Origin of the sequence: Micromonospora sp. DT47, from assembly GCF_049844475.1 — a bacterium.
GTDB lineage: Bacteria > Actinomycetota > Actinomycetes > Mycobacteriales > Micromonosporaceae > Micromonospora.
This window is the reverse complement of sequence record NZ_JBNCLC010000016.1, coordinates 37,345-63,584: the sequence shown is the minus strand read 5'-3', so window position 1 is coordinate 63,584 and position 26,240 is coordinate 37,345. Positions and strand designations below refer to the sequence as shown.

Below are 26,240 nucleotides of genomic sequence, written 5' to 3'. Positions count from 1 at the left end.
TTCCAGGTGCGGGCCGGGTCCTTCATGGCATCGCACCCCCTCGTGGACCGCGGTCAGAATGTAGCGATCGGGTTGACCGGGCTGCCGGACGTACCGGCGAAGCGGACCGGCGCGACTGCGAGGTGGAAGTCCCACTGGCCGAGCTCGGCAGCCGTCGTCGCGCACACCTCCAAGTCGCAGTTGTCGAGCAGCCACAGACCCATCGCGACGAGGCTCACGGCGTGAACCGGCATCAACACGTCTTCGTACCCCGACGGCTGAACGTCCTGGGGGGTGTCAGCGCCGATCAGCGCGACCTGCCGTTCATGCAGCCACGGCAGGCAGGACGCGTGCCAGCCGGCCTGCGTGAAACCGCTGGCCTCACCGGCCTCGTGCCGGACGCGGCCATAGCCGGTCCGCAGGAGTACGGCATCGCCGGATCGCACCCGCACGCCCTGGCGACGCTCGGCCTCCTCGAGATCGTCGGGGAACACACCCTGCCCCGGTTCCAACCACGGCACATCGCGGACCCTCGCAATGTCCAGCAGGACACCACGCGTGATGATCCCGTTCGCCGCCGCCGTGACAGCCGCCCACGCCGATCCCGTTGCGGCGTCCACCAACGAGTGCGACCGCCCGTTGTACATCGTGCCGTCCCAGAAGATGTGGCACGGCGAGTCGACGTGAGTGAGGGTGTTGCCGTGGAACGTGATGCCGAGCCGCTCGGACGAAAAGCCCCAGCGCCGGTCGTTGCGGAATCCGGGCACCGGCATGTCCTCGGCACCCGGCATGTCGGCGGCGCACGGGCACGTCGTCGTCGACCGCTTCATGTCTTCCGGTACGGCAACCTCCCATGCGCACGACACGCTCCTGCCGTGGCGCACCGCCCGCGCCGCCGCCACCCGGACGTCGTCGGTGATGTGGTTCAGAGTGCCGAGTTCGTCGTCGTCGCCCCACCGTCCCCAGTTCGACAGCGTGTTGAAGTATCCGAGCACCTCGTCCTGTGTGGGCATCGGTCGCCCTGCCGTCATCGCAGCATCGACTCCTCGGGTAACGCGGTTCGAGGCACCGCAGGCACTGTATCCTGGCCCTCGCCTTTGACACGCCAAGGCCCGCTGGACTGGCATGACACTAGACCATGATCACGTGCGCACATCTGCCGCGATCCGGTCGTGCCAAACGAGCGGTGGTCGCGATGCGGTCTGAGAAGGTGTGTCTATGACGACGCAGGCAGCGCTCCGGGCGGCGCTACGTGACGTAGTCTCGCCTGCCGCAAGGGCCGAGGGGTTCAAGGGCTCTGCGCCCACTTGGCGAATGACCAACGCTCTAGGAGACTGGGCTGTGGTCAACGTGCAGTCGTCCGCATACAGCACCTCTGAGTCGCTCCGGTGCGTCATCAATCTCGCTGTCGCGCCCGCGCCATGGCTCGCTTGGCAGCAGCAATCTCTCGGGTCACTCCCCAAAGCAATCACCGAATCGCTGGGGTTGTACCGCCACCGACTGCACCCCACCGGCACACCTCCTGGCACGGACGGCTGGTGGGAGGTCGGCGGCGACCGAGATGCATCGGCGGCGGCAACCGACATGACCGAGCAGCTGGCTATTCACGGATGGCCAACCCTGAAGCGGCTGATGGACCGAGAAGCATTACTCGACCAGATCCGCTGCGGAGACCTCGGATATATGAAAGCCAGGAACTTCGGGGCCTTCTTTGCTCGGGCAGAGGCCCTCATGCTCGCCGAGAATGGCTCCAGCCCACGGCTCGAAGAACTCATGAGCTTCGGCACGGCTAACGTCATTCCTGCCCAGCATGACAACGCCGTGAGATTCGCCGAATGGGTGCGGAACCGCGCAGCACGTTCAGCGTGAGCGTTCTCGCGACGTCCGCTCACTGGCGCGAGGCGCGCTGTCGTGCCGAGATGAGTACGTCCAGCGGGCAGTGGTGATCTACGGTTTGAGAGACTTTCGGCGTGGCTGTAACGCGGAAACTGGCACGGCTCTCGCCTGGGCAGCTTGCCGCGTGCCGCAGCTCGGTCGAGGAGTTGGACAAGCTCTGTGAGTTCGAGATGCTGCCCTCGTCGGACTACCTGGACCTCGATTGGGCGCCGGCGCCACTCATCCGCGTTTTCGAGCTAGCGCAGGTCAGCCCGCCGATCGTCGTAGCGCTGCGGCGCGGGCTCGACGGCGATGGGGAGATCAATCCGGCTTACCGAGACCGCCAGGACACGGTGTGGGGGCATCCCGTGGCGGCGCTTGAACCTGACATCGTCGCTGATGTTGCCAGGTTGCTCGGCCAGGTTGAGCCGGAGGTGGTGCTGGCCGCCCTGCCGGAGGACGCCGCGGCTGCAGCGCTGAGCATCGAAATGCGCGAGTTCGATGGACACCCGCGACCATACCTGCATCGGCATTTCGCCGCGCTGCGCGACTTTTATGCGTATGCGGCGCAACTGCGGCTTGCGGTTGCCCTCTGGTGGGACTGAGTCGCACCGAGTCTGGCGCGCATCCTCAACTGCCGCTGACCGCGCCCGATCAGCGCCCGCTCGTGCCGAATTGCGGATGTTCGTTCTGTGGACCGGGTGAGATCATGTCCCGTGGGTGAACGGCCGCGCGTGCGACCGGCACCGTTATACAGCGCTGAAGTGCGAGTTGATACGGACAGCCGGGCGGAGTACGGATGATCACGGGACACGACACGGTCCTCCTCAGCGGCGGACGGGTCGACGTCGGCATCCGGGCGATGCTGGACGGTCTCCATGGCCGATGGCCGAACATGGTGGTTTCCGTCAGCGGGGTGGCCAACGAAACGTTCCTGCCGTGGCCGAGGTCACGTGGCGACGTGCCGGCCGGTACGGGCGAAGTGCTCGTCGCGCGCGATACGCAGATGGAGCAGCGCTGGGACGATGTCGGCTACTCGCTCCTGGAACACGACGAGGGGCCGTTCGCGGTGCTCTACCAGCCATCCGGCCGGTCCGCGGTCGAGATCAAGCTCGATGAGGACCCCTATGACCGGCCCGGATTCCGATTCGGACCCTACCCGGCGACGTTGGTCGCTGCGGGCCTGTCGCTCGTCACCCTGGTGACGCCGGACATCGAAAGTCCGTTCAGCCGAGGCATCCTTGACGCGCTCCGGCAAGCCCTGACCAGCCAGGCTTACCACCTCTGATCCCCGACCCCCTGGGTACGCCCGACCAACGACATCCGCTCGTGCCGCTGACCGAGCGTCCTATCGTGACACCAATGTGCCCTATGCCGCGCCCTGCGGGACGTGGCCGAGGAGGTGTTTCATGCATGCCGGGGCGCGGGCACTCACGTTGGCGGTTGGTGACCGCCGTGGTCTGTTGCTCCGGGACGTCGTTCGGTCGGCCAAGTGTTGCACCATAGGCACGACCAGCACAGGTTCGCAATGTTGTTGGAGCCGCCGTTGAAGCGGGCGAGGCGGTGGCCGAGGGAGCCGATACGTCTGCCGACGGGCGCCCACGGCACCGGTCGGCCGTCGGGGCCGGATGGCCGTTGTTCGAGGGCGAGGGAGCCACAGTGCTCGCAGCGTCCTTCGGCGGCTTGGAGAACTGCCCAGACATCAGCGGCGACCATCTTGCAGTCCGCTGGCCCGGACAATGAGCCTCGCCCGATTCGCTGTGCGCGCCTTTGCCCGGCACCATCGCTGGCGTTCTTCCACGGTGGTGTCCGCGAGATACTAGGCCCATGACCTGTAGACGAGGGCGGGTTGTTCTGCCTCAGCGTCGTCTTCGGGTGCCAGCGGTGCCGGATGTGCCCTGTCGAGCAGTCTCTTGGCCCGCGAGGGCGGTAGCTGCGCTGCGCAGGTGCTTGATTGTGTGCTCCGCGGCCCGCTCGTCCAGGGTGTCGGGCGCCCATGTGCCGATCAGGCGGCCGTGCCCGTACGTGACGTCCGCACCTTCCATGAGTGTGGCCAGGTATGTCAGCGGGCCTGGGTGCCGCAGCAGTTCTGCAAGGAGCATGCGCAGGGCTTGGGCGTTCTCGCCCGGGACGGATAGGGCCTCCTGTGCGCGCGTGTGGAGGATCGCGCGGCGGCCGGCGGGGTGACGTTCGGCGTGGTAGGTGTCGAGCAGCCCGGTGGGGGCGGTGCCGCTCGTCCTGACGGCGCCCGACTAGAATTCACGCCACATCAGGCGCGACCTGCCGATTCTCGGTGTCGCTGCCACTTCCCAGTCTTGTAGTGACCAGGTCCACTCACCGCCATGGGATCGACGACGGATCATGTGCTACGGTAGCCGAGTTGCAGTTTTGATTTCCGTAGACGTTTTCCGGCGCCTGATGGGGCATCTGAAACCCATCCAGGCGCTTTTCGTTTTTCGTGTCGTTTCGACGCGGGTGATCAACGCGGCGGCGTAGGGGTCTGCACAGTGCGGTCTCTAACAGCCTGCGAAGGAGCAGACATGACTACAGGTACCGTGAAGTGGTTCAACGCCGACAAGGGCTTCGGCTTCATCAGCCCGGACGACGGCGGCGCCGACGTCTTCGCCCACTTCTCCGCGATCTCGGCGAGCGGCTTCCGCAGCCTCGACGAGAATCAGAAGGTGGAGTTCGACATCACCCAAGGCCAGAAGGGCCTGCAGGCGGAGAACATCCGCCCGCTTTGATCCACACTCTGCGAACGGCGGCCCGACTGGTTCAGCGGGCCGCCGTTCGGCGTTTCATGCGCTCACCACGGCATCGCGAAAATCGTCTGATCGGCAGAAGGCCGGGCATCTCGGTGTGGAGCCAGCTCAGCATTGCCCCCGTGTTCTCTTCTCTGGATCGATTCGGACCTCGGGCGCTAGTCTGCCCAGGCCGACTGTCAGCCCGCCCAAGGCGCGCCTCTGGCTCATGAACCAGACAGACACAGACATCGACCCTTATCGCTAACGAGCCGAATTCCGCATCGCCGCCGCCCTGACGGTCGAGGCACGTACGGTCGCGGTCCAGGTGGAGCACACCATGGTCGGACTCGACGCCTCGCCTCCTGATGACTGTCAGACAGCCGGGACCCGGGGTGCACGGCGTTACATCCTGAAGGGTTGATGACTATGACGACGACCTACTCGGGTCCTGCGAGGCTGATCCTGGTCAACGGCGCATGCATGTCCGGCATGGCTTCCCTCAGTACCAACCAGCGCGGAGGACTCAACGGCTGGGGCGGCACGTTCCGTCCGGACGAGATCACGACAGACCTTCGCAACGCAGTCGAAGGGCTGCAATTGGAACTGCCCTACGATCGGATGGGGACAGTCGCCGTCACCGGCATACGCAAGCTACTCGCCACGCAGGTGTTGATGTCGTTGGCAGGCCGCGGACCCGCACCATTCTGATCAGCGCCGCACGGCCGCCGCTACATCGCCGCCGCGACGCGGTCACTCTGCTCTGACGCAGCGACGAGGGCAGGACCGTGTTGATCGGTAGACTCTGCCAGGAACCGTCAACTCTCATGCCGCGATGCGCGCGGTCATGCCGATGTGAGGGTGCTTTCTCAGCCCTCCAGCTGCGAAGGACGGGCCCGCCATCTGCAATCAGGTCTGCAAGACGCGGGCGACCGTCACCGTTCCTTCGAAGAAATTTCGTTCGAGAAGTGCACCTGCGCGGTACATCCAGAGGACAGGGTCGACGTCCAAGATCTCCGCGATCCTGGGCAACGCCTCGGTGGCCCTCAGGAGCACGCTGGGAATCGCTAGGCTTCCCCACATGATCACGAGGTCGCCGTCCTCGCGGATGAACTCCCCGATCACATGCATGCCTTCGTCCTCGGCGTGAACGACCAGATCGCCGGCCACCTCGGTCCACGCGATCGAGCCGTCCCGATTTTGCGGGAACAGCCGGAGGCTCGCCGCCTCATACCGAAGATGCTCCTGCAGGTCCAGCAGGCGGACGCCTGGGCGCCCAACCCACGTCAGCAGCCGAGACTCTCCCTCGGGTGCCCGAGCCACTTTGACCATCGATCGCGGCAGAAGGTCGGCCCGGGTTCCGTAGAGGTCGCTCACGAGTCGAACACCCTACCTCGGCCTACCAAGGTCAGATGTCCGCATCTGCCGCGATCCGCGCGGTCATAGCCGATGAGCGGTAGACGAGCGGCTGGCTATGCTCCGGTCATGAGCGAAGCGTCTCCACAGCCTTCCCCGTCGGCGGCTTCCACCGAGGCCGAGTCCCTGTTGTCAGTTCTCGAGCGCAACCGGCGGACCTTCGCCTGGAAGACGTCGGGGCTCGACGAGAAGGGTCTGCGTGCGACCACGGCCGCCAGTGCGATGACGCTCGGTGGTCTCGTCAAGCATGTGGCCTTGGTCGAGGCAGACTGGTTGGCTGTCAAGCTCGCCGGACAGGAGTACGGAGCCCCGTGGGACGCCGTAGATTTCGACGCCGACCCTGACTGGGAATGGCGCACTGGGGCGCTGGACTCTCCGGAAGATGTCTACGCATTGTGGCGAGACGCTGTCGAGCGGTCGCGCGAGCTCGTGGCTGAGGTCATTAAGGAGCGCGGGCTCGACGGACCGGCGTCCTTTACCTGGCCGGACGGCCGCTCGCCTTCGGTCCGCGCCATGCTCTTGGACATGGTTGAGGAGTACGCACGACACACGGGCCACGCGGACATCCTCTGTGAAGCAGTGGATGGTCGCGTGGGTGAAGGCGCGCCTGAAGACTTCAGCGTCTAAACGTCCTCAGCTGCCGCTGTCCGCCCGGGTGGCAGTCCCTTCTGGCCTCACACTCTAGGCAACGATGAACGAACATGGTCCAGACACGACCTTTCCCGTGCGCCGGAAGTGGCCATACAACCGTGCTGGCACGGGGCCTGACCACGAAGGAGGTGTTCGCTTTGCCTGTCGGCCGGCTCCACCATCTGATCGTCGACTGCCCGGATCCGATGGCCGAGGCGCGGTTCTGGAGCGCGGTCCTCGGCGACCCGATCACCTACGCGGACGAGGACTTCGTCGTCGTGTCGGCCAGCACGACGGCGTCCGGGCTGGCGTTCCAGGGCGCCGCCGTCCTGACGCCGCCGACGTGGCCGGAGCCGGGGGTGCCGCAGCAAATGCACCTTGACGTGATGGTGGACGACGAGGATGCCGCGGGTGAGGCAGTGCTCGCGCTGGGCGCGCGGCGGTTGCCTATGAGCGGACATCTGAGTGTTGAACTAGCCCTACGTCATGCGGCTCGTTCGAACCAGTCGAGCGCGAGGTCGGCGACCGCGGCCGGGGCGTCGTCGGTGATGAAATGCGCTGCCTCGTCGACGTAGGCGAACCCGACGCGATCGGCGTACCGCTCCGGATTGCGGCAGATGCGCCCCATGAGCTCCTCGGTGTAGGGGCGGTCGCGGCGGCCGAATACCACGAGGGTCGGCACCGTGAGCCGCCGGCGGCGGTAGACGCCGCGGATCATGCGCATGCCTTCGGGCAGGACCATGCCGCGGCAGAGCGTACGCACCGCGCCGTCGATGTCGGGTCGGCGCATCGGGGCGAGGTGGGCTTCGACGGCTGCCTCCGATATCGGGCGGGCGACGTACTCCCCGGAGAAGATTCCGCGCAGTGAGGCGCCCGGGCGGTGCCAGACGAACGGGGGCAGGTGCCGGAAGGCCGGGAGGAGCTTCGGGCTGAACTTCATGAAGCCCGGCGGCACGGAGAGTTGCACTGCCGTTCGAACCCGCTCGGGGTGGTCGTAGGTCAGCTGCATCGCGGTGATGACGCCCATGTCGTGGGCGACGAGGTGGGCGCGCTCGATGTGGAGGACGTCGAAGAGGGCGAGCAGGTCGCGGAGCCGGGTCTCGCGTTCGATACGCGGATCGTCGGCCACGGTCCAGCCGGCCCCGCGCAGGTCGGGGCAGATGACGCGGTAGCCGCCTGCGGCAATGACCGGAGCTATGGCGTGCCACTGCCACCAGTGCTCGGGAAATCCGTGCAACAGCACGACCGGTTCGCCCTCGCCGATGGCGGCGAGGTGAGTATGCAGGCCGGGCGCCTCGACGACGAGATGGTCGAAGCCGGAGGCCTCTGGCAGCGGCGGCGACCAGGCCGAGGCGTCGACGGAACGGGTGATGCGGGGCTCGGGCGTGGGCATGGCGACCCCTTTCACGCGGTGGAGTACTATGTTCATAGTAGACCTCTTGAAAGGGGGGCGTCATGCCCGCGGCGACCCGGGAGCGCGCACTCGAGGCGGCCGTGGAGCTGCTCGGCGCGGAGGGCGTGCGCGCGTTGAGCCATGCGCGGGTCGACGAACGGGCAGGCCTCCCCCCTGGGTCGACCTCGAACTGGTTCCGCACTCGCAGGGCGCTACTCGGCGGCGTGGTCGACTGGATGGCCGAGCGCGAGCGCGCCGATTTCGACCCAGCCGCGATGCCTGCGATCACGGGACTCGACGGGCTGATCGAGGGCTTGTGCGCCATGGCCGAACTGCAGACCGGGCGGTTCGCCGCGCGCACCCGCGCACGCTACGCACTCTTCCTCGAACTCGCCGGCGATCCTGAGCTTGGCGAGCCGCTGCGGCGGCAGCGCCGCGAGTTCGAGCGGTGGACTGAGCGGATCGTGATCGCCGTCGGCATCGCCGACCCCGTGCCGGCGACCCGGGCCCTCATGGCGCTCGCCGACGGACTGCTCCTGCACCGGCTCACCGTCGACCCCGCTCTTGACATGCGCCCCGCCATCGAACGCGCGGTGCGCGCCCTCGCAGAGTCTTGACCTGACGCTCCAGCGCAGACAAACAGAACACCGCTAAGACAGACTTTCGTCGAGTACCACGGCGCCGCCGTGTCTATGTGGAGCCCGGGGACGGGGCGCCGCCCGGCAAGTACGAAACCGACGCCGGCTGGATCGTTGCTGCACTTGCCTCCGGCGCTGCCGCTGACGGCGTAGCGGACTGTCTGCAGTGAGCATGGAACTTGAAGCCCTCCCCTTCGTCGAGCAGCCGATCGCGTCGAAGATCGTCGACGAGGGCACCGCCTAACGACCGGACATGCTGCGATCCGCGCGCTACGGCGTCACGAAGTGCTGACTCGGCCGGCATACGCACATGCCGAATAGCGTGCACGTGATCTTGATCCGGGAGCTTCCCCTGATTGTCGACGCCGTGGACGGCAAGATCGCCGGTGCTGCGCTTCAGGCGTGGGCAGACGGCTTCTTCAGGCCGGCTTCACTGCAGCCAGGCCCAAGACGTCAGGAACGCCGTCCGGACCGATCTCCTCCACGCGATCGAGTCGCAGTCCGGCCGCGACTACCGCGTTGAGCAGGTCGGCGAGCGGTACGTGCCAGGCGCCGACGCGGGCCCGGACCCCGGCCGGGCACCAGGCTTCGTAGGTATGCGACCGGTCGGCGTAGCGCTCATTGACAACGACGGCGGGCCGAGCGCTCCAGTCGGCGAACGCGCCTACGTAGCAGGGATGAACGCCGATGTGGACGAACCGCCCGCCGGGCTGCAGAACCCGGGCCACCTCGCGGAGCACGGCCGCGTAGTCCGGCACATCGGTGTGCGCGAGGACGCAATCGACCGCCGGGACCGCGCCGTCGGCGAACGGCAGTACGGCCGCGTCCGCCCGCACCACCGGCAGCCGGCGCGCGGCGTGGCGCAGCTGGCCGCCGGACAGGTCCAGTCCGACGGGTCTCCACCCCAGCGCGCGCAGCTCGTCGGCCTGCACCCCGGTGCCGCAGCACAAATCCAGGCAGACGCCATGCCCGGCGCCGAGCAGCTGGCGCAACAGCGCCTGTCGACGCGTCGTGTACTCGGCGGCGGCACCCGTCACGTAGTCCTCGTACCAGTCGGCGTGCGCGTCGTAGGCGGCCGTCGTCGTCATCATCAGACCGTAGGCCAGCACCCGCCGGCCCACCGGCCCGAGCCGCCGGCGTTCGCCAGCAGCGAACGCGTCCACACACCGAATTGAGCTGGGCGCGACCGGGCGGCCATAAAGACCACGCCCTGGTTGCCGGCGATCGACGGCAGCGGCCCGCCCCGAGAGACATGGTCTGTCCGGAGCCCCCACACGGCAATCAGTCGTCTGCGCCATAGCTTATTGCGAACGCCGTTACCTGCTCGACCCCAGCGGGGACACCGCCAAACGCGCCGGAAACCGGCATCCGCATCTGCCGCTGCTCGCGCGACGCGTGCCGCTCGGCACGGCCGTCCGCACAGCCGGCGCACTGGCGTTTGGGCTCAGGCTCCGATCCGGATGCTCAGCTGAGCGCCAAGCTGACGGAATCCCAGCGCCCGCCTCGGGGCTCCGCCCCGAACCCCGACCCTCCTCAGAGATCAGCCGCGGATCCCCTCGCCGGGCACCACAAGGGCTACCAGCCTCCCCGGACGGGGCCAAGGTCGTTCGGCTGGTTAGGCGCTCCACCTTGTCCCCGTCCGGGGAGGCTGGACGGTCTGGCGACTGCCCGACGAGGAGATCCGCTGAGCGGCGGACACCGCTGGACGACTGTCTGCGCCGCTTGATGGTTCGCTCAACTCCGGCGGAGCGATTCCACCAATTGGCCAGGACGCCAGTTACCTGCGGGCTTTGGTCGATGGTTCGTTGCTGGCTCGTTCGGTAATGAGCCGCCTCCCGTTCTTGGCGGCCCAAGCAGGGCGACGACTGCTGCCACGATCGTCTCGATGGCCGGAGCGCCATGGTCTGAGGTGTCGATCTCAATGACGGCGTCGACTCCCTCTGGCGGTTCGAAAATCGACCGCTTCATCTCGCCCCGCTGAAACAGGGATAGGAGCTGCTGGTCGATGGCCCCGCCTTCGGCCGCCCGAGCACCAAGTCGCCGGTCGATGACCGCCTCCTCGGCGACGACGTGAACAGCCAGCACTCGGGTGCCACACGCGAGCAGCACATCTAGCAGCTCGTGGGACAACACCGAGGACTCTACGACGAAGCTCACCCCTGAGGCCGCGAGCAGGCGGGCTGCGTTGACCATCACGGCTTCAGCCCGGAGGCTGACGGGACCGCCGGCAACGTGGAAGTCCCGGTCGAGCCGAACGCCGCCGTCCTCGGCCGCGGAGGCGGAGGACAGCCCAAGACCAGTCTTGATCTCGTCCCGAGTCAGGAACGGGATACCCAAGCGGCCAGCCGTTGCAGAGGCAACGGTGGTCTTCCCAGCCCCCGGACACCCGCATACAGCGATCACCACCGGCCGTTCCCTCACCAACATCCGCCGATCCTGGCAGAGCCGCAGACGTGCTGTCGACGTGCTGAGCGTGAACACCAGGGCGTCACGGGCCATCCATGGGCCAGTAGCGGCGGCCGGCAGCGGTCATGAGCGGGCACCAGGGGCAAGTAGCTTCGCCGTTGACCGCAGGCGTTTCGGGCATCGCGACCGGTCGATCGCGCTCTTCCAAAATGAAGGTGCGCGGCATGGGCACGGCCAGGTGACGGGGTCATGGTTGCGAGGCAGCGATGAACGACTCGATCCGGTCCAGGTCTTCGGGTTGCAAGCCACGGTTTGATTTGGGCGCGATCAGAAGTGCTTGCCCACTGGCAGTCAACTCATCACGTAGGGGGCCTGGCGGGGGCAGTGCCTCGTCGTCGGTCCATACAAGTCTGCGACCCTCGGCCAGCACGGCGCGAGCTGCAGCAAGCTTCAGCGGGCAACAAGCAGGACCCCGTGGCATCGGATCAGCCGTGATCGCCCGAGACAGCGGGGGCAGTCGCCACAGGTACTCAAGCCGGTGCGCATCCGGGCACCATGTGGTGCACCAACGGACGGCCACCACGCCGGACTCATGGAGGGGCCGGATCCGGTCGATCAGAGCTGGCGCCCAACGGACGATGTATGACACCTGGTCGGTGTCCGACCAGACCTGGCTTTTCCTGGGTGGCCCGCCCCAACCTGGCCGGTTCGCGTTGATGACCCCATCCACATCCAGCAACCACACCGGGCGTCCGGAGGGCAGGTCCATCTCTGCTTCGTCCCACCCAATCCGGCCACGACCGGACAGTAGAGGAACGGCGGGCAGGGGTCGAACGGCATTTGGTCGCGCGTGCTCGCGCAGTCCGCATCTAGTCCGCAAGAGGCCCACGGACGGCGGGGAGTGGTGTGAGATGTCGAGAGGCGTTTCCGCTGCTAGGACCTCATGTGCCCAGGTCACCGGAGCCGGCGTCTTGATCTCGTAATGCGTAGGTCGATGGTTCGATCCCGTCAGGTGGCAACGCCGTTCCCCGGGGTCGATCACGCCGCGCCGGTGGGGGCAGAGCGGCAACGGGTAGCGTCCGGCTGCATGGAGGTCTTCCTGCTGTGGCACGTCCGCCACGCCCGGTGGCTCGACGGGCGACCAACCACGCATCGAGACGAAGCCGGCGAGCTCGCCTGGGACGAGGAAGACGGTGACGATCTCAAGATTCTGGGGGTGTACTCGTCGGAGGCGCGAGCGGAGGACCGGATACAGCGAGCCAGGAAGCTGCCTGGCTTCCGCGACGAGCCCGACTGCTTCTACATCAACGGCTACACCGTCGACCAGGACCACTGGAACGACGGCTTCGTGTATAACCCGCGCGACGATCAAGCCGACTAGACAGGCAGCCGCTCGCCCTGCGACCGGTACAGCCAGGCGTACAGCCAGGACCTGCCGCAGGCGTCGACGCCGGCCGACAATGACGGGCAGGCTGACCAGGGCATAGCCACCCGAGCAGCCATCCGTGATCTTCTTCTAATCCGAAGGCCAACGCCCTAAGGCCTGAGCTGATACCGGGCTTGGGACGCCTCCTCCGGGCGAGGGGTCCAGTCGCGGTAGGGCAGGAGCGCCAGCCGCCAGGCGATGACGCCGAACACGTAAATGCCGACACCGCCGGCCAGCCACCACAAGGCATCTCGTCGTCGGTAGGAAACCCGTGGGGCGAGCCAGGCCGTTGTGGCGGTGGGCACCGCGATCGCACCGAAATCGGCCAGAACGCCGCTTCCCGTCCTGTCTTCGATCAGCTCGCTGATGACGAGCGAGGGCACTATCACCCCGAGCATGATCATTGCCGTGATCAGTGCGCGTGGTACCGCGCCGAGGGGTCGACGCGAGCTGGGTTGGTCAGCGAGCACGAGGCGACGGTACGCGAAGCCCGCCCGGCCTACTGGTCCTCGACCCTGCGGGTGGGGACTGCCGTGCCCGATCGCGCGGCCGGCGAGGGTCTACGGCGGTCAGGATCGATGGGCAACAGCCGAGAGTGCGCAACAGGTCAGCAGGTCATTGCCGAGCCGTATTCGCTGGCGTCGACACGTCTTCATTGACCTGCCGTTTCGGATCCTCTATGCCGCCGGCGTGCCCGCGCTCCGCTGGGTCGGGCAGCGGCCGGGGGCCGGGGCTGGGTCAGCCGTGAGGGTCTTGGTCGGCTCGGAGGCTGTCGAGGATGGTGGTGGAGATGTCGGCGAGCTGGCGGATCTGTTCGTCGGTGAGGGGTTCGATGGCCAGCCGGCGGACTTCGCTGGCGTGACCGGGGGCGGCCTGTCGGAGTACGTCGCGGCCTTCCGGGGTGAGGACGGCGTACATGGCGCGGGACGCGCCGTTCTCGCGCCGGACGAGGCCCCGCTGGCACATGCGGGTGAGCTGGTGGTGCAGGCGGCTCTTCTCCCAGCCGAGGTTGCGGCCGAGTTCGAATACGCGTTGCCGGCCGCCGGGGGCGTCCGACAGGGCGACCAGGACGCTGTAGTCAGCGTTGGAGAGGCCGCTCGCGGCTTGTAGCTGCTGCTCGATGCGGCCGCGCAGGACCTCCTGCATCTGGAAGAACGTGCGCCAGGCGTGAAGCTCCCGCTCGTCCAGCCCCTGCTGCTCCATGCGCGCATCCTACCGTCCAGTTGATGTATCAACCGAGGGGTGTACCCTTCGGTTGATCCATCAACTCGATGGTCGGATGAACGGATGTGGATGAGATGGCACCCCGACGCGGCACGGTGAGGCGGACGGTCGTCCGGGTGGAGGACAAGGTCCGCGTCGGCCCCGACGGGCAGGTCGACGACAAGGCCGTGATCATCACGCCGATGCGGCCGGCCCGCACCGACCCGTTCCTGCTGCTGAGCGAGGACTGGTTCTCCTCCCCGGGATTCGAGTGGCACCCTCACCGCGGCCTGGAGACGGTGACCCTGGTCGTCGACGGCGTGCTGGAACACGGCGACAACGCCGGCAACAACGGCGCGCTGGCCACCGGGGACGTCCAGTGGATGACCGCCGGGCGCGGCGTCATCCACCGCGAGCTGGCCTTCCGCAACGAGCGGGCGCACATTCTGCAGTTGTGGGTGAACCTGCCCGGCGAGAAGAAGATGGTCGACACGCGCTACCAGGACCTGCTCGCCGTGGACCGGCCCGTCATCGAACACGCCGGCGCGCGCGTGGACCTGATCTCCGGGACGGCCGGCGGTGTCACGGGACCGGCCCGCAACCACTGGCCGATCTCCGGAGCGGTGATCACCCTGGAGCCGAACACCCGCCTGGACCACGTACTGCCCGCCCGTGACCGCGCGTTCTTCTACGTCCTGTCCGGCCGGCTGACCGTCGCCGGACGGCCGGTGCGCGCCGGACAGATCGCCTGGTCCGATCCCGTCCCCGGGGCGGCGAACGGATCGACGGCCACCCTGGAGACCGGCGACGGCGACGCGCCCACCGTGGTGATGGCGTACAGCGGAAAGCCGATCAACCAGCACGTGGAGATGGACGGCCCGTTCGTGATGAACAGCCGCGCCGAGATCGCTCGGGCCTTCCGCGACTTCCACGGCGGCAAGTTCGGCGCGATTCCCCGCCAGGCCCGCCTTAAGTACCGCTGAGCCCACTCCGGTCGGCGATCTTCACCCGGCCGGCCTTTCACGGAAGGCCACGCTGCGGGCGGGCAACAGCAGCTGGCCGTGAAGACCCACCCGGCCTCTCCTACAGCCGGTGGCGGACCCAGACGTTCGGTTCGACGTAGACGGCGTGATCGTGCGCCACGTCGCAGTGCACCGGCACCAGCGCTCCCGGTACGCGCACCGGCCCGCTGGTGTCGAACGGCAGGCCGGTCCACGAGCGCCACTCCGCGAGCGTCCCGCTGATCATCATCGACCGGGTGGCGACGCGCTCGATGCGCCCGCCCGCGCGTACGTGCACCCGCAGCCACGGGTCGACGGGCAGGCCGTCGTCGCGGACCTGCGCCGCGTACTCGGTCATCGGCAGGTCGGGTCGGGTGTGCTTGCCGCTCGGGCGGACCGGGGCGACCAGGGTGTCGTAGCCGAGTTTGCCGACGGCCTGCCGCATGGCGGCGAGCATCAGGGCGGAGAGCCCGGCGGCGCGCCGGTCGGGTCGGATGCAGATCTCGATGGCCGAGACGATGTTCGGGGTGGCGCCAGTGAGGCGGGTGATGGTGGCGCGCTGGATCGCCCGGTCCCAGCCGCCGTCGGGAAGCTCCGGCTCCGTCCAGCGCAGCGGCACGGCGTACGCCCGGGCGACGGCGCGGCCCGGCTCGGCGGAGTCGACAGCGGCGAACACGAACTCGGGGTAGAGGTCGTGGGCGACGTTGTAGTACACCGCGCCCATCGGGTCCCAGAGCATGAACTGCGGCCACGCCCCGTCGAAGTCCCGGTCCAGCAGGGGTGCGAGGTCCGGGCGATCCGCCAAGCTCGCGATGTCGATCGTCACGGGCGGAACCATAGAGCGCCGAGCCGTGCACCGCACCTCAATTCGCGGCGTCGCTCTCAAAGGCCCGCTCGCCGTCCGGGTGCCCCACGGACTCGGCCCGTGACCGATGCCTGCCCGGGTGCCGCTGCCGGCGGGTGCGTCCGGCCGGCTCAGCAGGCCGAAGGCGTGGGGGCAGTGCCGCAAGGTGTCGCCGCGGCTCGAGGATATCGCCCGCGAGATACCGCGTTAGGATCTTCTCCTTGTGAGAGGCCCCTCCGGGGCCTTTCGTCGTTTCCGGGATCAACGCCGTTTACACGGCCCGTGAGGAGGCTGCCAATGGGCTACCACCTGGTGATCGAGACGGACACCGCCAGCGGTGAGCCGGTGGACGACTACCGGGCGGACGAAGCCGGCGGGCGGCTGGCTCCGCTGTGCCCGAGCTTCAGTGCCTCCGTGCACGGTCCGCAGGTGACCGTGACCCTGTACGTCGAGGGTGACGACCTCGGAGACGTGTTGCGGTCCGGTGCCGAGGCGGCGCTGCGGGCTTTCGAGTCGGTGGGGGAGCCGCTGACCTTCCGCTCCGTGGCCCTCTACACCGAAGCGGAGTTCGACCGGGTGTTCCTGAGCGAGGCGGTGTCGTAGCGGCGCAGGCCGCGTCAACGGGCGGATTCGTCGACGCGGCCATTGTCGGGCCGGACGCGCGGCGGTCCGACAAGCGGGCCCCTGCAGCGTTAGGAGGAAGCTGTGGCGGTGGTGCCGACAGTCTCGATCCCGAAGAGCGCCCGGACCGCCGCCCGTACCTCCTGCGAATCGTTGGCCATGGCCGTACGGGCCTGCGCGAGCAGCGCCTCGGTGTCGGCCAGCCGCTGCCGCTCAAGATCGGCCAGCAGTTCCTCGACATCCGGTACGGACCGCTCGCCGGACAGCGCGCGGGCCGGCGGCTGGAGGTCCATGAGGTGGCAGAGCAGCCGCAGCGGCCGGTGCCCGTACACGCGGGTTCCGCCGGGCAGCCTGGGCAGGCCGTAGGTGCGCAACCGCGCCACGGCGCCGTCGAGCAGCGGCGTGGCCCAGTGGGCGTTGTCGAAAAGCCCGACCGAGGACGCGTCCGGCAGCCCGAGGCCGGCGACCACCTGGTCGACCTCCTGCGCTGCGGCCTCGGCGACGACAAAGACGTGGGGCGAGATGCGGCTCCGGCGGAAGACCTCCGACCAGGCGCGGCGCGGCTTCGACGATGTCACCGGGGCAGTATCCGTACCGTCGGGGGCGACGTTCACGCGGGGTGTCCATCGTGATCGTGCCGTTGACGGGCCACGTTGAGGAGGTGGTCGAGGTCCTCCCGCGTCCTGCCCGTCGCCATGGCGAGCTCCCCGAGCGGGTCGGCGTGCCCGCGACCGGCGACGTCGTCGAAGATGGCGAGCAGGTCGGCCTCGAAGCCGTCGGCCCCCGCACCCCGTGCCTGGGCGAGCTCGGCGAGCCGGCCTTCGATGTAGCGGCGCACCATCACCTGGTACGCCCCGACGCTCGGCAGCACGTGGAACTCGGCCACCATGTCGTCGACCTGCCGTCCCATCCGGTGCAGGACCGCCGAGGTGACGCCGCGTTTCCGGACCTCGGGCGCCGCGTCGTCGGCGACCCGGATGACGACCTCGTCCGGTCCGGTGATGTCAGCCGGTCCGACGTCGCTGTGCCACCGGGCGGTGATGACGCAGCCATTGTCCTCACGGGACATCTCGACAGACCGGTCGGGCACCGCGCGAGCGCGATTTTCCTGGGACATGGCACACCTGTCTTTCCGGCGCCTCGTGGCGCCTGCTGGCCGGCCGCGGTGGCGGCCGGTGTCGTCCTGGTTTCTCTGCCCGGCCCTCGGGCGCGTCGCTGCGCCGGCTCAGGGGCGGGGATCAGGGAGTCGGGGTCGGGGTGGCCGCGCCAACGACGCCGCCGAAGAACCACATGACCGTGAAGGCGATCATCGGGCCGACGAAGACGTAGCCCAGGACGAGGCCGGCGACGGCCATGCCGTGCCCCGACCTCGTGCCGTCCCGGGTTTCCCGCAGGGCGAGGTGGCCGAGAATGACGGCCAGGATGCAGGGCAGCCCGAACAGGCACCAGCCGCCGAGCACGCCGAGAATCCCGAGCACCAAGGACGCCGTCGCCATGCCCGAGGTCAGCGGCGGGTGCACGGCGACCCGCTGCGCGGCCTGGAAGTAGCCTCCGGGCTGGTAGGGCACGGCCGGGACCGTCGGGTACGCGCCGGGAGGTCCGGACACCGGCGGGTACGGCCCGGGAACGGCGGACACCGGCGGGTACGGCCCCGGGACGCCAGAGACCGGCGGCTGCGGGCGGGTGGGGTCAAGACCGGGCTGCGGGTACGTCATCGTTCGGTTCCGTTCTTCCGTCGAGTTGGGTGAGCAGGACGCTCACCTCGGTGTGCAGGCGACGCAGTTCGGCGGCGGTCGGCGCCAGTTCGTAGCAGTGGTGGTGGGCGGCGGCCGACAGGGTCGCCCAGGCAAACGCGACGCGGCGGGCGACGCGGGCGCCGGGCCCGAGCCGGCCGCGCAGCATCAACTGCTTTGCCCGGCCCTGCCGGCACGAGGCAACCGTCGGCTTGACCCGGCGCCAGTAGGCGTCGATGCCGCCCTCGAGCGCGAGCCGGATCAGGCAGGCGCACGCCCGTGGCCACCAGCCGGCGGTCACCGCGACCGCGCCGAGCGCGCCGGCGCCGCGCAGCATCTGGTCGGCCGCCGCCAGGCACCGCTGGGGTGTCGGCGCGGCAGTCCTGGGCACGGCGGTCACGACAGCGCCTTCGCGAGGTGGCGGGCGTCCGCGACCAGGCCGGGCAGGTCCGCCAGGTACGCCCCGTGCACGCCCTCCTTGCACGCCTTGTACGCGCCCCCCGCCCGCGACCCGTGCCGGCGGCTCAGATACCCGAGCACGTCACCGCCGCGGTCGGCGTCGTCGAAGAGCGCCAACGCGACCGTGGTGGTCAGCCGCCGAGACGCGTCCACGATGGCCGCCTCGATCTCGTCGTGCGGCACCCCGCGGGCCACCCGCCGCCGCCAGACGATCCGGTGGCAGGCTGCCTCGATCGCCGAGCGGCACAGCTCCGCCACCACCGGACCCCGTACCTCGGCGGCGATCTCCTCGTTGCGCGACAGCGCGTACGCGTCGTCCAGGTAGCGGGTCACCGGGTCGGAGCCGGGCCGCAGGGTCACCACCGACCGCTCGGCGCGAGCCACCTCGATGATCCGCGCCTGGCCCAGGTTCAGCCGTTCCACCGCCTCGGGCAGCCGGGTGTCGTGGGTGAAGACCACCACCTGCCGCTGCTCGGCCAGGTCGGCGAGCACCCGGGCCAGCCCGTCGACCTTCGATGGGTCCATGCTCTGCACCGGGTCGTCGACCACGATGAACCGGAACGGGCTCTCCGGAGCGCAACCGCGCGGCAGGAACGTCGCCAACCCGAGGGCGTGCATCTCGCCCTGGCTCATCACGCCCAGCGCCGTGCCGTTGTCCGTGCCGTCCACGCTGACCGGGATCACCACCCGCCGCCGGGTGTTCGCCCCCTCCAGGGTCATCGCGCCCAGCTCGACGTTGCTCTCCTGCCGCAGCTGCCCCCAGATCCGCTGCGAGTGCTCCGCGAACGGCGCGACCCGCTGGTTGCGCAGCTCCGCCCCGGTCGCCTTCAGCCAGGCCCGCGCGGCCTTCAGCCGGGCGAGGGCGCGTTCCCGCTCGGGCAGCTTTCCAGCCGCCTCGACCCAGGCCCGCAGCTCGCCGGCCGCCGCCTGCCAGCCGGTGTCGCGCTGGCGGAGCAGGCCCTTCGCGTACGCCTGCGTGGCCTGCGCCGCCGCGATCACCGCCGGGTACTGCGCGGTCAGATGATCGGCGAGCTCCTCCGGTCCGCCCGGCGCCAGCCGCAGCGCCGCCGCGGCCGCGCGCAGCCCGTCCATCGGCACCCCGGCGGCGTCGCCGTCGGGCACGTCAAGGTCGTCGACCAGGTAGTGCGTCCGCTGCAGCACCGCCGTCAGCCGAGCGGCGGCGGCCTGGGCCGCGAGTGTGCGGTCGCGCAGGTCCGCCAGGGACGCGGCGGCGCTGGTCCGCCAGTCGCCGTCGAGGCTGCCCGTCGCGCAGACCGGGCACGGTCCGTCACCCCGGTCGTCGTGGTGCTCGATGGCGAGCCGGAGCAGCTCAGCGCTGCGCAGCGACGCCCGCGAGCGCCCGCCGTCGTGGCGGCGCGCCCCGGCGGCGGCCTCCCGCACCTGCCCCGCGAGCCGGGCCACCTCGTCCGCGTCGGGCAGCTGCATCGCCACCAGCCGCCGGCAGAGCAGCACGGCCTCGTCCGCGGTCGGCTCCTCCGGCTCGTCGAGGATCGCGGTCAGCGCCACCAGGTCGGGGCGGGTCGCGGCGAGCAGTGCCGCCGCCCGGCGCGCCCGGTCGTCGTTCATCTCGGCCAGCGTGGCGGCGAGGGCGGCGCGCTGTCCGCGTACCTCCTTGAGGGCCGCGTCGATCGGGCGCGCGGCGACCATCAGCCGGCGGTCGGCGTCGGTGATCGCCTCCAGGCCGAGGATCGCGGAGATCGCGTCGAAGAGCTGGCTCTGCGTGCCGGCGGTGAGCCGGCCCAGCTCGGCGGCGGTGAGGAACGGCCGGTACAGCTCCAGCGGCCGGGCCAGCCCCAGCTCGGCGAGATCCTTGTAGCTGCCGCGCCCGCTGGTGACGGTCACCCCGGCCTCGCCCAGCTCCGCGCCGGACGGCCAGCAGCGGACCACCCGGGTGGGCGTGCCGACCCCGTCGGCCCGCAGCTCGACGGCGATCCGACACGGGTCGCCGGCGTGCAGGTTGCGCCACCCGGTACGCCAGACGCTGTTGCGGTCGGCCCAGCGGGCGCTGTCTCCGGTCAGGGTCAGCTCCACCGCCTCGGCGAAGCTGGACTTGCCGGAGCCGTTGCGGCCGACCACCACGGTCAGCCCCGGGCCGGGTTCGATGGCGAGGGTGCGCTCCGGGCCGACGCCGCGGAAGCCGGCGACGGTGACCGAGGAGAGCCAGATCCGCTCCCGCGGCTCGTCCGCCGCCGGACGCTGCGGCTCCAGCGCGGTCGGCTCGCCGGCGAGCGCCGCGTCCAGGTCGGTGTCGCCGCTGAGCGCGGCGAGGACCACCTCGGCGGTGTCATCGGGTACGCGGTCGGCGGCGAGCCGGTCGAAGATCAGCTCGATCAGGGGCTCGGTGCGGTTCATCAGGCGACCTCCGACGGGTGCTGATGCGGGTTTGGGGAGGGCGTACGGGGCCGACGGTTCCGGCTCGTGCCGGCTCGCCGGCGGTGGTGGTGCGGCGACGCGGTGAAATTGCTGTCGTCTATGGATCGGCGGTCAGGCCGGCAGCGCAACATGCCAGTCGCGCAGGAACGCCTCGACCACGTCGTGCGCCCGGGGGCGAACGTCGAACGGCTCCTCGATCCGGCGGCGCGCCATGTGCGCCAGGCTGTCGGCGGCCTCGTTCAGGGCGTGGTGGGCGTGCGCCTTGGACCTGCCGGAGCCGTTGCGGCCGACGACCAGGGTGATGCAGGACCCGGGTCCGATCTCGACGGTCCGCTCCTCGCCGAACTCGCCGGTGAGCGCGGCGAGGACCAGCTCGGCGGTGTCGGTGGGTACGTCGTCGGTGGCCAGCCGGTCGAAGATCAGCTCGACCAGGGGAGTGGCGGTGGGCTGCGGGAGCTGGTTCATGATCGTCTCCAGGCGCGTGGTGTCCGCGGGCCGACCGGCTGGTCGGCCCGCCCGGGATGAGCGGTGGAAGGGTGTTCGGCTGTGGAGCTGATGTCGCAGACGGATCAGGCGGTTGCGCCGGCAGGGGCGACGCGGTCAGACGGTGGCGCTCGCGTGCCAGTCGCGCAGGAACGCGTCGACCAGGGCGTACGCGCGGGGGCGGACGTCGAAGTACTCCTCGCGCCGGCGGCGGGCCATGTGCGACAGGCCGTCGGCGGCCTCGTTGAGGGCGTGGCCGGTGTGCCCCTTGACGTGGAAGAAGGAAAGGTCCGGGCGGCGGGCCACCAGCTCGGCGAGCCGGACCAGGGTGGGCTGCGCGGACCAGCGGCGCTGCCGCAGGCTGTAGCCGGCCGGCATCGCGTCGGTCTCGCCGGCCTGCCAGCGGTGCAGGTACCGCAGTGCGGTGCGGCTGTCCAGCAGCACGGTCAGCCCCGCCGGCGCCTCTTCGTACGCGGTCAGCAGGTAGTCGGCCGCGCGCAGTTCGTCGACGAGGACCCGGGAGACGCCGGTCGGGTCGAGCCGGCCGGTGCCCCGGCCGAGCAGGCCGTAGTGGCCGTCGCTGACCACGTACCCGATGCCGCCGGCGCGGCCCTTCCAGCTGGCGTCGGTCGCGGCCACCAGCGGCGCGGACACCGCCGCCCAGCGGACCACCCGGCCGCGGCCGCGCTGCTGGTCCGGCCTGCGGCCGGCACCGTGCTGGGTGTGCGTGGCGGCGAGCTTCTCGGCGGTGTCGAGCAGGTCGCCGGCCGAGGCCAGCTCGTCGTAGTGGGCGGCGGTGAGGGCGAGGCGGACGGCGTCGCCGATCCGCTGGCAGTCGTCGCAGCCGGTGCGGCGGGCGTAGGCGCGAAGGGTGAGGGCGCGGTCGTGCAGGGGAGCGGGGAGTAGGTCCAGGGCGCGGAGAAACTCATCGGGGCGCACGACGCCTCCTGTGACGTGTGGGGGAGGGGGAGGGGAGGGCTCAGAGGACCTTGATGGAGTTGACCTGGAGCATCGGGACCGTGGTCTCGCCGCCGATCTGGGTGTCGTAGCTGAAGGAGCCAAGCACCGTGACGTTGGCGCGGAAGATGTCGTCCTCGACGAGGTTGTCGAGGTCCGACTCGGACCCGTTGAAGATGGTGTTGGTCTCGTACTCGTACTCGTCGGCCATTCGGCGGTGGGCGACGTCCGCCCGGAAGCTGTCGGTGCCAGTGGCCGCGTCGAACTGGGTGACCCGGCCGTAGACGACGTAGGTCTTTCCCAGGTACGCGTCCGGGTTCTTCGCGATGAGCTTCCACTGCCGCTCGGTCAGCGTCTTGTACGACGGCGGCTTGGGCTTCGGCGGCGGAGTGGTCTTCGTCGGCGACGGCGCGGCGCTGGTCGGGGCCGCCGTCGTGGGAGCGGCGGTGGTCGGCGCGATCGTGCTCGGGCTGGCGGACGCCATGGCGCCGGCGGCGGGCTTCGCGTCGTCGCCCGATGCAGCGATAACGGCAACACCTACACCAAGGGCGATGACGAGGGCGACGCCAGCCACCGCCCAGGCGCGGGTGTTGGAGTGCTTGGCGGGCATGGCCGGTTCGGGCGCGTTGGCGAGCGTGGCGGCCTCCGGGCGGGCGGCCGATGTCGGGGCTCCGGCGGTGGCGGGGGAAGTGGCCGGCTCCTGCGGTTCGGCGGGCTGGTCGGGCGTCATCGGACTGGTCCCGTCGGTCATGAAAATCTCCTGCTGTTTCAGGGCTCTTGGTCGGGCTTGATGGGGGACTTGCTGTCCTGCGGTCTGATCAGGGGACGGAGAGGGTGAAGGGACCCTTGTCCGTCTTGTCGTGAAAACCGAAGGCATCGACCTTGTAGAGGCTCTTCTCAGGCACCTCAAAGGTCAGGGCAGCGGTACAGCTGTAATCCCCGGTGTCCGCGCTGCCAGAAATCTCGCCTTGCAAGGGCAGCGACTTGGCGGCGAGGATCTCTCCATCCGGATCGGAGACCGTGAGGCTCTGGCTCGGGAACGACTTGAAGCTGTCCGAGAAGACGCAGCCAGAGCCGTCGATGTTCTGGCAGTACAACCCGTTGGTGCAGTGAACGTTCACGCTCACACTTACCAAGCGGGGAGGCGTCGGACTAGCGGCAGCGGAGGGGGCCGCAGGCGAGATGGCGGCAGTCGGGCTGTCGTTCGTCGCTTTACTGCAAGCCGTCAGCCCAAGGGCCGTGACGAGCAGGATTGCGCTGATCGCCTTTCTCACGAATTGCAACCTTTCGGTGGGTTAGGACATGGACTCGAAGGCGGACGATTCCGGGCCGTGCTGTGGCAGCAAGGGCTGGGAAGAATGGGGCGGGCGGTGACGCCCGCCCCTGTTCGAGCTGCGGATCAGGTGAGGGAGACGGTCACGCCGCCGGAGAACATCGAGTCGTGGAGCTCGAGCTTGGTGAGCTTCACGTTCTTCGGGATGTCGAAGACGAACACACCGGTCACCTGGTTGCCGGGGTTGATCTCCTCGAGGAAGGTGCTCGCCTCCTTGTTGGCGTAGAGGCCGGCCTCGGTGTCGGACGAGTACTCGGTGCCGTTGGCGGCGTAGGCCTTCTGGCTGCTGCCGTCGAGGGTCTGCGCCTCCTTGCCGATGTTCTTGACGTTGACCGTGACCAGGCAGAACTGGCCCTGGGCCTTGTCGCCGAGCATCGAGCTGCCGACCTTCGCGACGCCGCACTTCGACGACTTGACCGTGAACTCGAACTTCCCGTCCCGGGCCGCCTGGCCGATCTTCGCGGTCTTCGCCGGCTTGTCCTCGCCCTTGGCGCCCCCGGCGTCGGCCTTGCTGTCGGTGGCGTCGTCGGTGGCGCCAGAGCCGCAGCCCAGGGCGACGAGGGCAGTGGCGATCAGGGCGAGGGTGGTGGTCTTGCGCATCGTTTTCCTCCTGCTGTGAACGTGGCGGGGTCAATGAGAGCATCATCTGTGAACCGTGTCAACACGCATGATGCTTGACAGGTATGACACACTTCGGAGGTGCATGAGACACCGACCATCACGGCAGCGGAGATCGCCCGGCTCGCCGGGGTCGGTCGCGCCGCAGTCAGCAACTGGCGCAAACGGCACCCCGACTTTCCCGTCCCGGTCGGCGGGACCCCGGCCAGCCCCGAGTTCGACCTGACCCAGGTCGAGCAGTGGCTCCACGGCCAGGGCAAGCTCCCCGAGCTCTCACCCGTCGACCGGCTCTGGCGGCACCTCGCCCCGACCACCGACACCGCCGCCGACGCGCTCGCCGCCGTCGGCGCCCTGCTTCTCGCCCGGCAACGCGGCGAACGCCCGTCACGCCGGCAGGTCGACCAACGCGTGGCCGACCTGCTTCCCGAGATCGACGCCCTCGCCGACGCCCTCGGCCCGCAGACCGCCTTCGACCAGCTGTGGCAGCGCTTCTCCGCCCCAGGCCCCGGCCGGCCCTGGGCCACCCCCGACGACCTGGCCGACCTCATGGTCGGGCTCGCCGACGTCGGCGGCGGCGCCGTCCTCGACCCGGCCGCCGGCTCCGGCGCCACCCTCCGGGCCGCCGTCCGCGCCGGCTGCACCTCCGCGTACGGGCAGGAACTCGACGAGTCCCTCGCCCGGCTCGCCGGACTCTGGCTCGCCCTGCGGGACGTGCCCGGCGAGGTCCGCCCCGGCGACTCGCTGCGCGCCGACGCGTTCCCCGGCCGCACCGTCGACGCCGTGCTCTGTCACCCGCCGTTCGGCATCACCACCTGGGGACACGAGGAACTCGGCTACGACCCGCGCTGGGAATACGGCCTGCCCCCGCGTACCGAACCGGAGCTGGCCTGGGTGCAGCACGCCCTGGCCCACCTGCGACCCGGCGGGCACGCCGTCCTGCTCATGCCCCCCACCGCCGCCGGCCGCCGGGCCGGCCGACGGATCCGCGCCGAACTGCTGCGCCGCGGCGCGCTGCGCGCCGTCGTCGCGCTACCGCCGGGGGTGGCCGCGCCGCACGGCGTGCCGCTGCACCTGTGGGTGCTGCGGCGGCCCGCGGCCGACGCGCCGCCACCGGCGCGGGCGCTGCTGATCGACGCCGCCGACGGCGACCTCGCCGAGCTGTACGCACGGGTGCTGACCACCTGGCGGGCCTTCACCGCCGCACCCGACGCCGAGATCGAGGAGGTCGGCTTCGCCCGCGCGGTGCCGGTCATCGAACTGCTCGACGAGGAGGTCGACCTCACCCCCGCCCGCCGGCAACCCGCCGTCGGGGGCGAGCAGAGCGGCGAGCATCTGGTACGCACCAGAGAGCGGCTGGCCGCCATCGTCGGCGACCTGCCGGCGCTGATGCCGCAGGTCACCCCCACGCCCGACGGGGCTGCCGCCCTCACCCACTCGGTCGGCGAGCTGGCCCGCACGGGAGCGCTGCAGCTTCTCGGCCCGATCCGGACCGCCTCAACCGACGGCGACGCGACCTCGGGTGACGGGCCACCCGTGCTCACCGTGCAGGACGTGCTGAACGGCGAGGATGCCTCCGGGCGGGACGACGGCAAGCTCGGCCAGGAGATCCCCCTGGCTGTCGGGGACGTGGTAGTGCCGATGATCGCCCGGACGCTCACCGCCCGGGTGGTCACCACCGAGGGGGCGCTGCTCGGACGCAACCTCTACCTGCTGCGACCCAACCCGGCGGCGCTCGACTCCTGGTTTCTCGCCGGGCAGCTGCGCACCTCCGCCAACGAGAAGCAGGCGTCGAGCCTGTCGGGGACGCTGCGGTTCGACATCCGGCGGGCACAGGTGCGGCGGCTGCCGCTTGAGGAGCAGCGGGTGCACGGGGAGGCGTTCCGGCGGCTGAACGCCTTCGAGTCGGCAATCCGACAGGCGGCGTCGCTGGGTGCGGACCTGGTCCGGCTGACCGCCGACGGCCTGGCGCGTGGATCACTCCACCCTGATCAGCGGTCAAGACGGAAGCAGCCGAGGAGGTAAGGGGCGCCGCGCCCGCTCCTACTGACGGATCAGGCCCCTCATCTGCACCGGGTGGGGACTGCACCGCT

General features: G+C 69.8%; 30 protein-coding genes. 12 read left to right on the top strand and 18 right to left on the bottom strand.

Annotated elements, in window-relative coordinates; all coding sequences use genetic code 11:
- Positions 1-53 precede the first annotated feature (53 nt).
- The gene (locus ACLQ2U_RS22405; protein WP_425752694.1) at positions 54-992 is read right to left on the bottom strand and encodes a cyclase family protein; all 939 of its coding nucleotides are present in this window, start codon (positions 990-992) and stop codon (positions 54-56) included.
- 205 nt (positions 993-1,197) lie between these two features.
- Between ACLQ2U_RS22405 and ACLQ2U_RS22400 the strand changes: the two genes are divergently transcribed.
- From ACLQ2U_RS22400 to ACLQ2U_RS22380, 5 genes are all read left to right on the top strand, one after another.
- Complete coding sequence (locus ACLQ2U_RS22400; protein WP_425752693.1) at positions 1,198-1,848, top strand: DUF4304 domain-containing protein; 651 nt, start codon at positions 1,198-1,200, stop codon at positions 1,846-1,848.
- Positions 1,849-1,949: 101 nt separating this feature from the next.
- Positions 1,950-2,459, top strand: coding sequence for a hypothetical protein (locus ACLQ2U_RS22395; protein WP_425752692.1), 510 nt, complete (start codon positions 1,950-1,952; stop codon positions 2,457-2,459).
- Positions 2,460-2,653: 194 nt separating this feature from the next.
- Positions 2,654-3,142 (top strand): hypothetical protein, encoded by a 489-nt coding sequence (locus ACLQ2U_RS22390; protein WP_425752691.1) that lies wholly within the window; start codon positions 2,654-2,656, stop codon positions 3,140-3,142.
- Positions 3,143-4,394: 1,252 nt separating this feature from the next.
- Positions 4,395-4,598 carry a cold-shock protein gene (locus tag ACLQ2U_RS22385; protein WP_250799179.1) on the top strand — a complete coding sequence of 68 codons (204 nt, stop codon included), beginning with the start codon at positions 4,395-4,397 and terminating at the stop codon, positions 4,596-4,598.
- 426 nt (positions 4,599-5,024) lie between these two features.
- Entirely contained in the window at positions 5,025-5,306 is a 282-nt protein-coding gene (locus tag ACLQ2U_RS22380) for a hypothetical protein (RefSeq protein ID WP_425752690.1), read from the top strand.
- Positions 5,307-5,504: 198 nt separating this feature from the next.
- On the opposite strand, the gene ACLQ2U_RS22375 is transcribed toward ACLQ2U_RS22380, so the two are convergent.
- Positions 5,505-5,972: a hypothetical protein gene (locus ACLQ2U_RS22375; protein WP_425752689.1), complete on the bottom strand. Its 468-nt coding sequence runs from the start codon at positions 5,970-5,972 to the stop codon at positions 5,505-5,507.
- A 108-nt stretch (positions 5,973-6,080) separates the two neighbouring features.
- Between ACLQ2U_RS22375 and ACLQ2U_RS22370 the strand changes: the two genes are divergently transcribed.
- Both ACLQ2U_RS22370 and ACLQ2U_RS22365 read left to right on the top strand, forming a co-directional pair.
- A complete protein-coding gene (locus ACLQ2U_RS22370) occupies positions 6,081-6,638 on the top strand; it encodes a DinB family protein (protein WP_425752688.1) in 558 nt (185 codons plus the stop codon).
- A 125-nt stretch (positions 6,639-6,763) separates the two neighbouring features.
- Complete coding sequence (locus ACLQ2U_RS22365; protein WP_425752764.1) at positions 6,764-7,216, top strand: VOC family protein; 453 nt, start codon at positions 6,764-6,766, stop codon at positions 7,214-7,216.
- Here the strand turns inward: ACLQ2U_RS22365 and ACLQ2U_RS22360 are convergent.
- On the bottom strand, positions 7,126-8,034 hold the full coding sequence (locus ACLQ2U_RS22360; protein WP_425752687.1) for an alpha/beta fold hydrolase: 909 nt from the start codon (positions 8,032-8,034) through the stop codon (positions 7,126-7,128). The two genes, ACLQ2U_RS22365 and ACLQ2U_RS22360, sit on opposite strands and share 91 nt — an antisense overlap.
- Positions 8,035-8,096: 62 nt before the next feature.
- On the opposite strand from ACLQ2U_RS22360, the gene ACLQ2U_RS22355 reads away from it, so the two are divergent.
- The gene (locus ACLQ2U_RS22355) at positions 8,097-8,651 is read left to right on the top strand and encodes a TetR/AcrR family transcriptional regulator (protein WP_425752686.1); all 555 of its coding nucleotides are present in this window, start codon (positions 8,097-8,099) and stop codon (positions 8,649-8,651) included.
- A gap of 440 nt (positions 8,652-9,091) precedes the next feature.
- On the opposite strand, the gene ACLQ2U_RS22350 is transcribed toward ACLQ2U_RS22355, so the two are convergent.
- Together ACLQ2U_RS22350 and ACLQ2U_RS22345 are read right to left on the bottom strand one after the other, a co-directional pair.
- Positions 9,092-9,835, bottom strand: a complete 744-nt coding sequence (locus tag ACLQ2U_RS22350) for a class I SAM-dependent methyltransferase (RefSeq protein ID WP_425752685.1) — start codon at positions 9,833-9,835, stop codon at positions 9,092-9,094.
- 571 nt (positions 9,836-10,406) lie between these two features.
- Positions 10,407-11,099 carry an AAA family ATPase gene (locus tag ACLQ2U_RS22345; RefSeq protein WP_425752684.1) on the bottom strand — a complete coding sequence of 231 codons (693 nt, stop codon included), beginning with the start codon at positions 11,097-11,099 and terminating at the stop codon, positions 10,407-10,409.
- A gap of 1,066 nt (positions 11,100-12,165) precedes the next feature.
- Here ACLQ2U_RS22345 and ACLQ2U_RS22340 point away from each other — a divergent pair.
- Positions 12,166-12,459: a DUF7336 domain-containing protein gene (locus tag ACLQ2U_RS22340; protein WP_425752683.1), complete on the top strand. Its 294-nt coding sequence runs from the start codon at positions 12,166-12,168 to the stop codon at positions 12,457-12,459.
- Positions 12,460-12,614: 155 nt separating this feature from the next.
- On the opposite strand, the gene ACLQ2U_RS22335 is transcribed toward ACLQ2U_RS22340, so the two are convergent.
- Both ACLQ2U_RS22335 and ACLQ2U_RS22330 read right to left on the bottom strand, forming a co-directional pair.
- A complete protein-coding gene (locus ACLQ2U_RS22335) occupies positions 12,615-12,974 on the bottom strand; it encodes a hypothetical protein (RefSeq protein WP_425752682.1) in 360 nt (119 codons plus the stop codon).
- Positions 12,975-13,242: 268 nt separating this feature from the next.
- On the bottom strand, positions 13,243-13,707 hold the full coding sequence (locus tag ACLQ2U_RS22330; protein WP_425752681.1) for a MarR family winged helix-turn-helix transcriptional regulator: 465 nt from the start codon (positions 13,705-13,707) through the stop codon (positions 13,243-13,245).
- A gap of 95 nt (positions 13,708-13,802) precedes the next feature.
- Between ACLQ2U_RS22330 and ACLQ2U_RS22325 the strand changes: the two genes are divergently transcribed.
- On the top strand, positions 13,803-14,690 hold the full coding sequence (locus ACLQ2U_RS22325; RefSeq protein ID WP_425752680.1) for a pirin family protein: 888 nt from the start codon (positions 13,803-13,805) through the stop codon (positions 14,688-14,690).
- A 100-nt stretch (positions 14,691-14,790) separates the two neighbouring features.
- Here ACLQ2U_RS22325 and ACLQ2U_RS22320 read toward each other — a convergent pair whose 3' ends face one another.
- Complete coding sequence (locus ACLQ2U_RS22320) at positions 14,791-15,534, bottom strand: N-acetyltransferase (protein ID WP_425752679.1); 744 nt, start codon at positions 15,532-15,534, stop codon at positions 14,791-14,793.
- A 315-nt stretch (positions 15,535-15,849) separates the two neighbouring features.
- On the opposite strand from ACLQ2U_RS22320, the gene ACLQ2U_RS22315 reads away from it, so the two are divergent.
- Complete coding sequence (locus ACLQ2U_RS22315; RefSeq protein ID WP_425752678.1) at positions 15,850-16,155, top strand: hypothetical protein; 306 nt, start codon at positions 15,850-15,852, stop codon at positions 16,153-16,155.
- An 89-nt stretch (positions 16,156-16,244) separates the two neighbouring features.
- Here the strand turns inward: ACLQ2U_RS22315 and ACLQ2U_RS22310 are convergent, their stop codons facing one another.
- From ACLQ2U_RS22310 to ACLQ2U_RS22265, 10 genes are all read right to left on the bottom strand, one after another.
- Positions 16,245-16,751: a hypothetical protein gene (locus tag ACLQ2U_RS22310; protein WP_425752677.1), complete on the bottom strand. Its 507-nt coding sequence runs from the start codon at positions 16,749-16,751 to the stop codon at positions 16,245-16,247.
- Between the two features lie 32 nt (positions 16,752-16,783).
- Positions 16,784-17,290 carry a hypothetical protein gene (locus ACLQ2U_RS22305; RefSeq protein WP_425752675.1) on the bottom strand — a complete coding sequence of 169 codons (507 nt, stop codon included), beginning with the start codon at positions 17,288-17,290 and terminating at the stop codon, positions 16,784-16,786.
- A 121-nt stretch (positions 17,291-17,411) separates the two neighbouring features.
- Positions 17,412-17,741 carry a DUF4190 domain-containing protein gene (locus ACLQ2U_RS22300; RefSeq protein ID WP_425752674.1) on the bottom strand — a complete coding sequence of 110 codons (330 nt, stop codon included), beginning with the start codon at positions 17,739-17,741 and terminating at the stop codon, positions 17,412-17,414.
- Positions 17,742-17,862: 121 nt separating this feature from the next.
- Entirely contained in the window at positions 17,863-18,306 is a 444-nt protein-coding gene (locus ACLQ2U_RS22295) for a hypothetical protein (RefSeq protein WP_425752673.1), read from the bottom strand.
- Positions 18,303-20,738: an AAA family ATPase gene (locus tag ACLQ2U_RS22290; protein ID WP_425752672.1), complete on the bottom strand. Its 2,436-nt coding sequence runs from the start codon at positions 20,736-20,738 to the stop codon at positions 18,303-18,305. Before ACLQ2U_RS22290 ends, ACLQ2U_RS22295 begins: the two co-directional genes overlap by 4 nt.
- Positions 20,739-20,870: 132 nt before the next feature.
- On the bottom strand, positions 20,871-21,224 hold the full coding sequence (locus ACLQ2U_RS22285) for a hypothetical protein (protein ID WP_425752671.1): 354 nt from the start codon (positions 21,222-21,224) through the stop codon (positions 20,871-20,873).
- A 135-nt stretch (positions 21,225-21,359) separates the two neighbouring features.
- The gene (locus ACLQ2U_RS22280; protein WP_425752670.1) at positions 21,360-22,181 is read right to left on the bottom strand and encodes a ribonuclease HI; all 822 of its coding nucleotides are present in this window, start codon (positions 22,179-22,181) and stop codon (positions 21,360-21,362) included.
- 40 nt (positions 22,182-22,221) lie between these two features.
- Complete coding sequence (locus ACLQ2U_RS22275) at positions 22,222-22,950, bottom strand: hypothetical protein (RefSeq protein WP_425752669.1); 729 nt, start codon at positions 22,948-22,950, stop codon at positions 22,222-22,224.
- A gap of 67 nt (positions 22,951-23,017) precedes the next feature.
- On the bottom strand, positions 23,018-23,473 hold the full coding sequence (locus ACLQ2U_RS22270) for a hypothetical protein (protein ID WP_425752668.1): 456 nt from the start codon (positions 23,471-23,473) through the stop codon (positions 23,018-23,020).
- 125 nt (positions 23,474-23,598) lie between these two features.
- Positions 23,599-24,132, bottom strand: a complete 534-nt coding sequence (locus ACLQ2U_RS22265; RefSeq protein WP_425752667.1) for a DUF4352 domain-containing protein — start codon at positions 24,130-24,132, stop codon at positions 23,599-23,601.
- 99 nt (positions 24,133-24,231) lie between these two features.
- Here ACLQ2U_RS22265 and ACLQ2U_RS22260 point away from each other — a divergent pair, with 99 nt between their 5' ends.
- On the top strand, positions 24,232-26,172 hold the full coding sequence (locus ACLQ2U_RS22260; protein WP_425752666.1) for an N-6 DNA methylase: 1,941 nt from the start codon (positions 24,232-24,234) through the stop codon (positions 26,170-26,172).
- Positions 26,173-26,240: the final 68 nt, after the last annotated feature.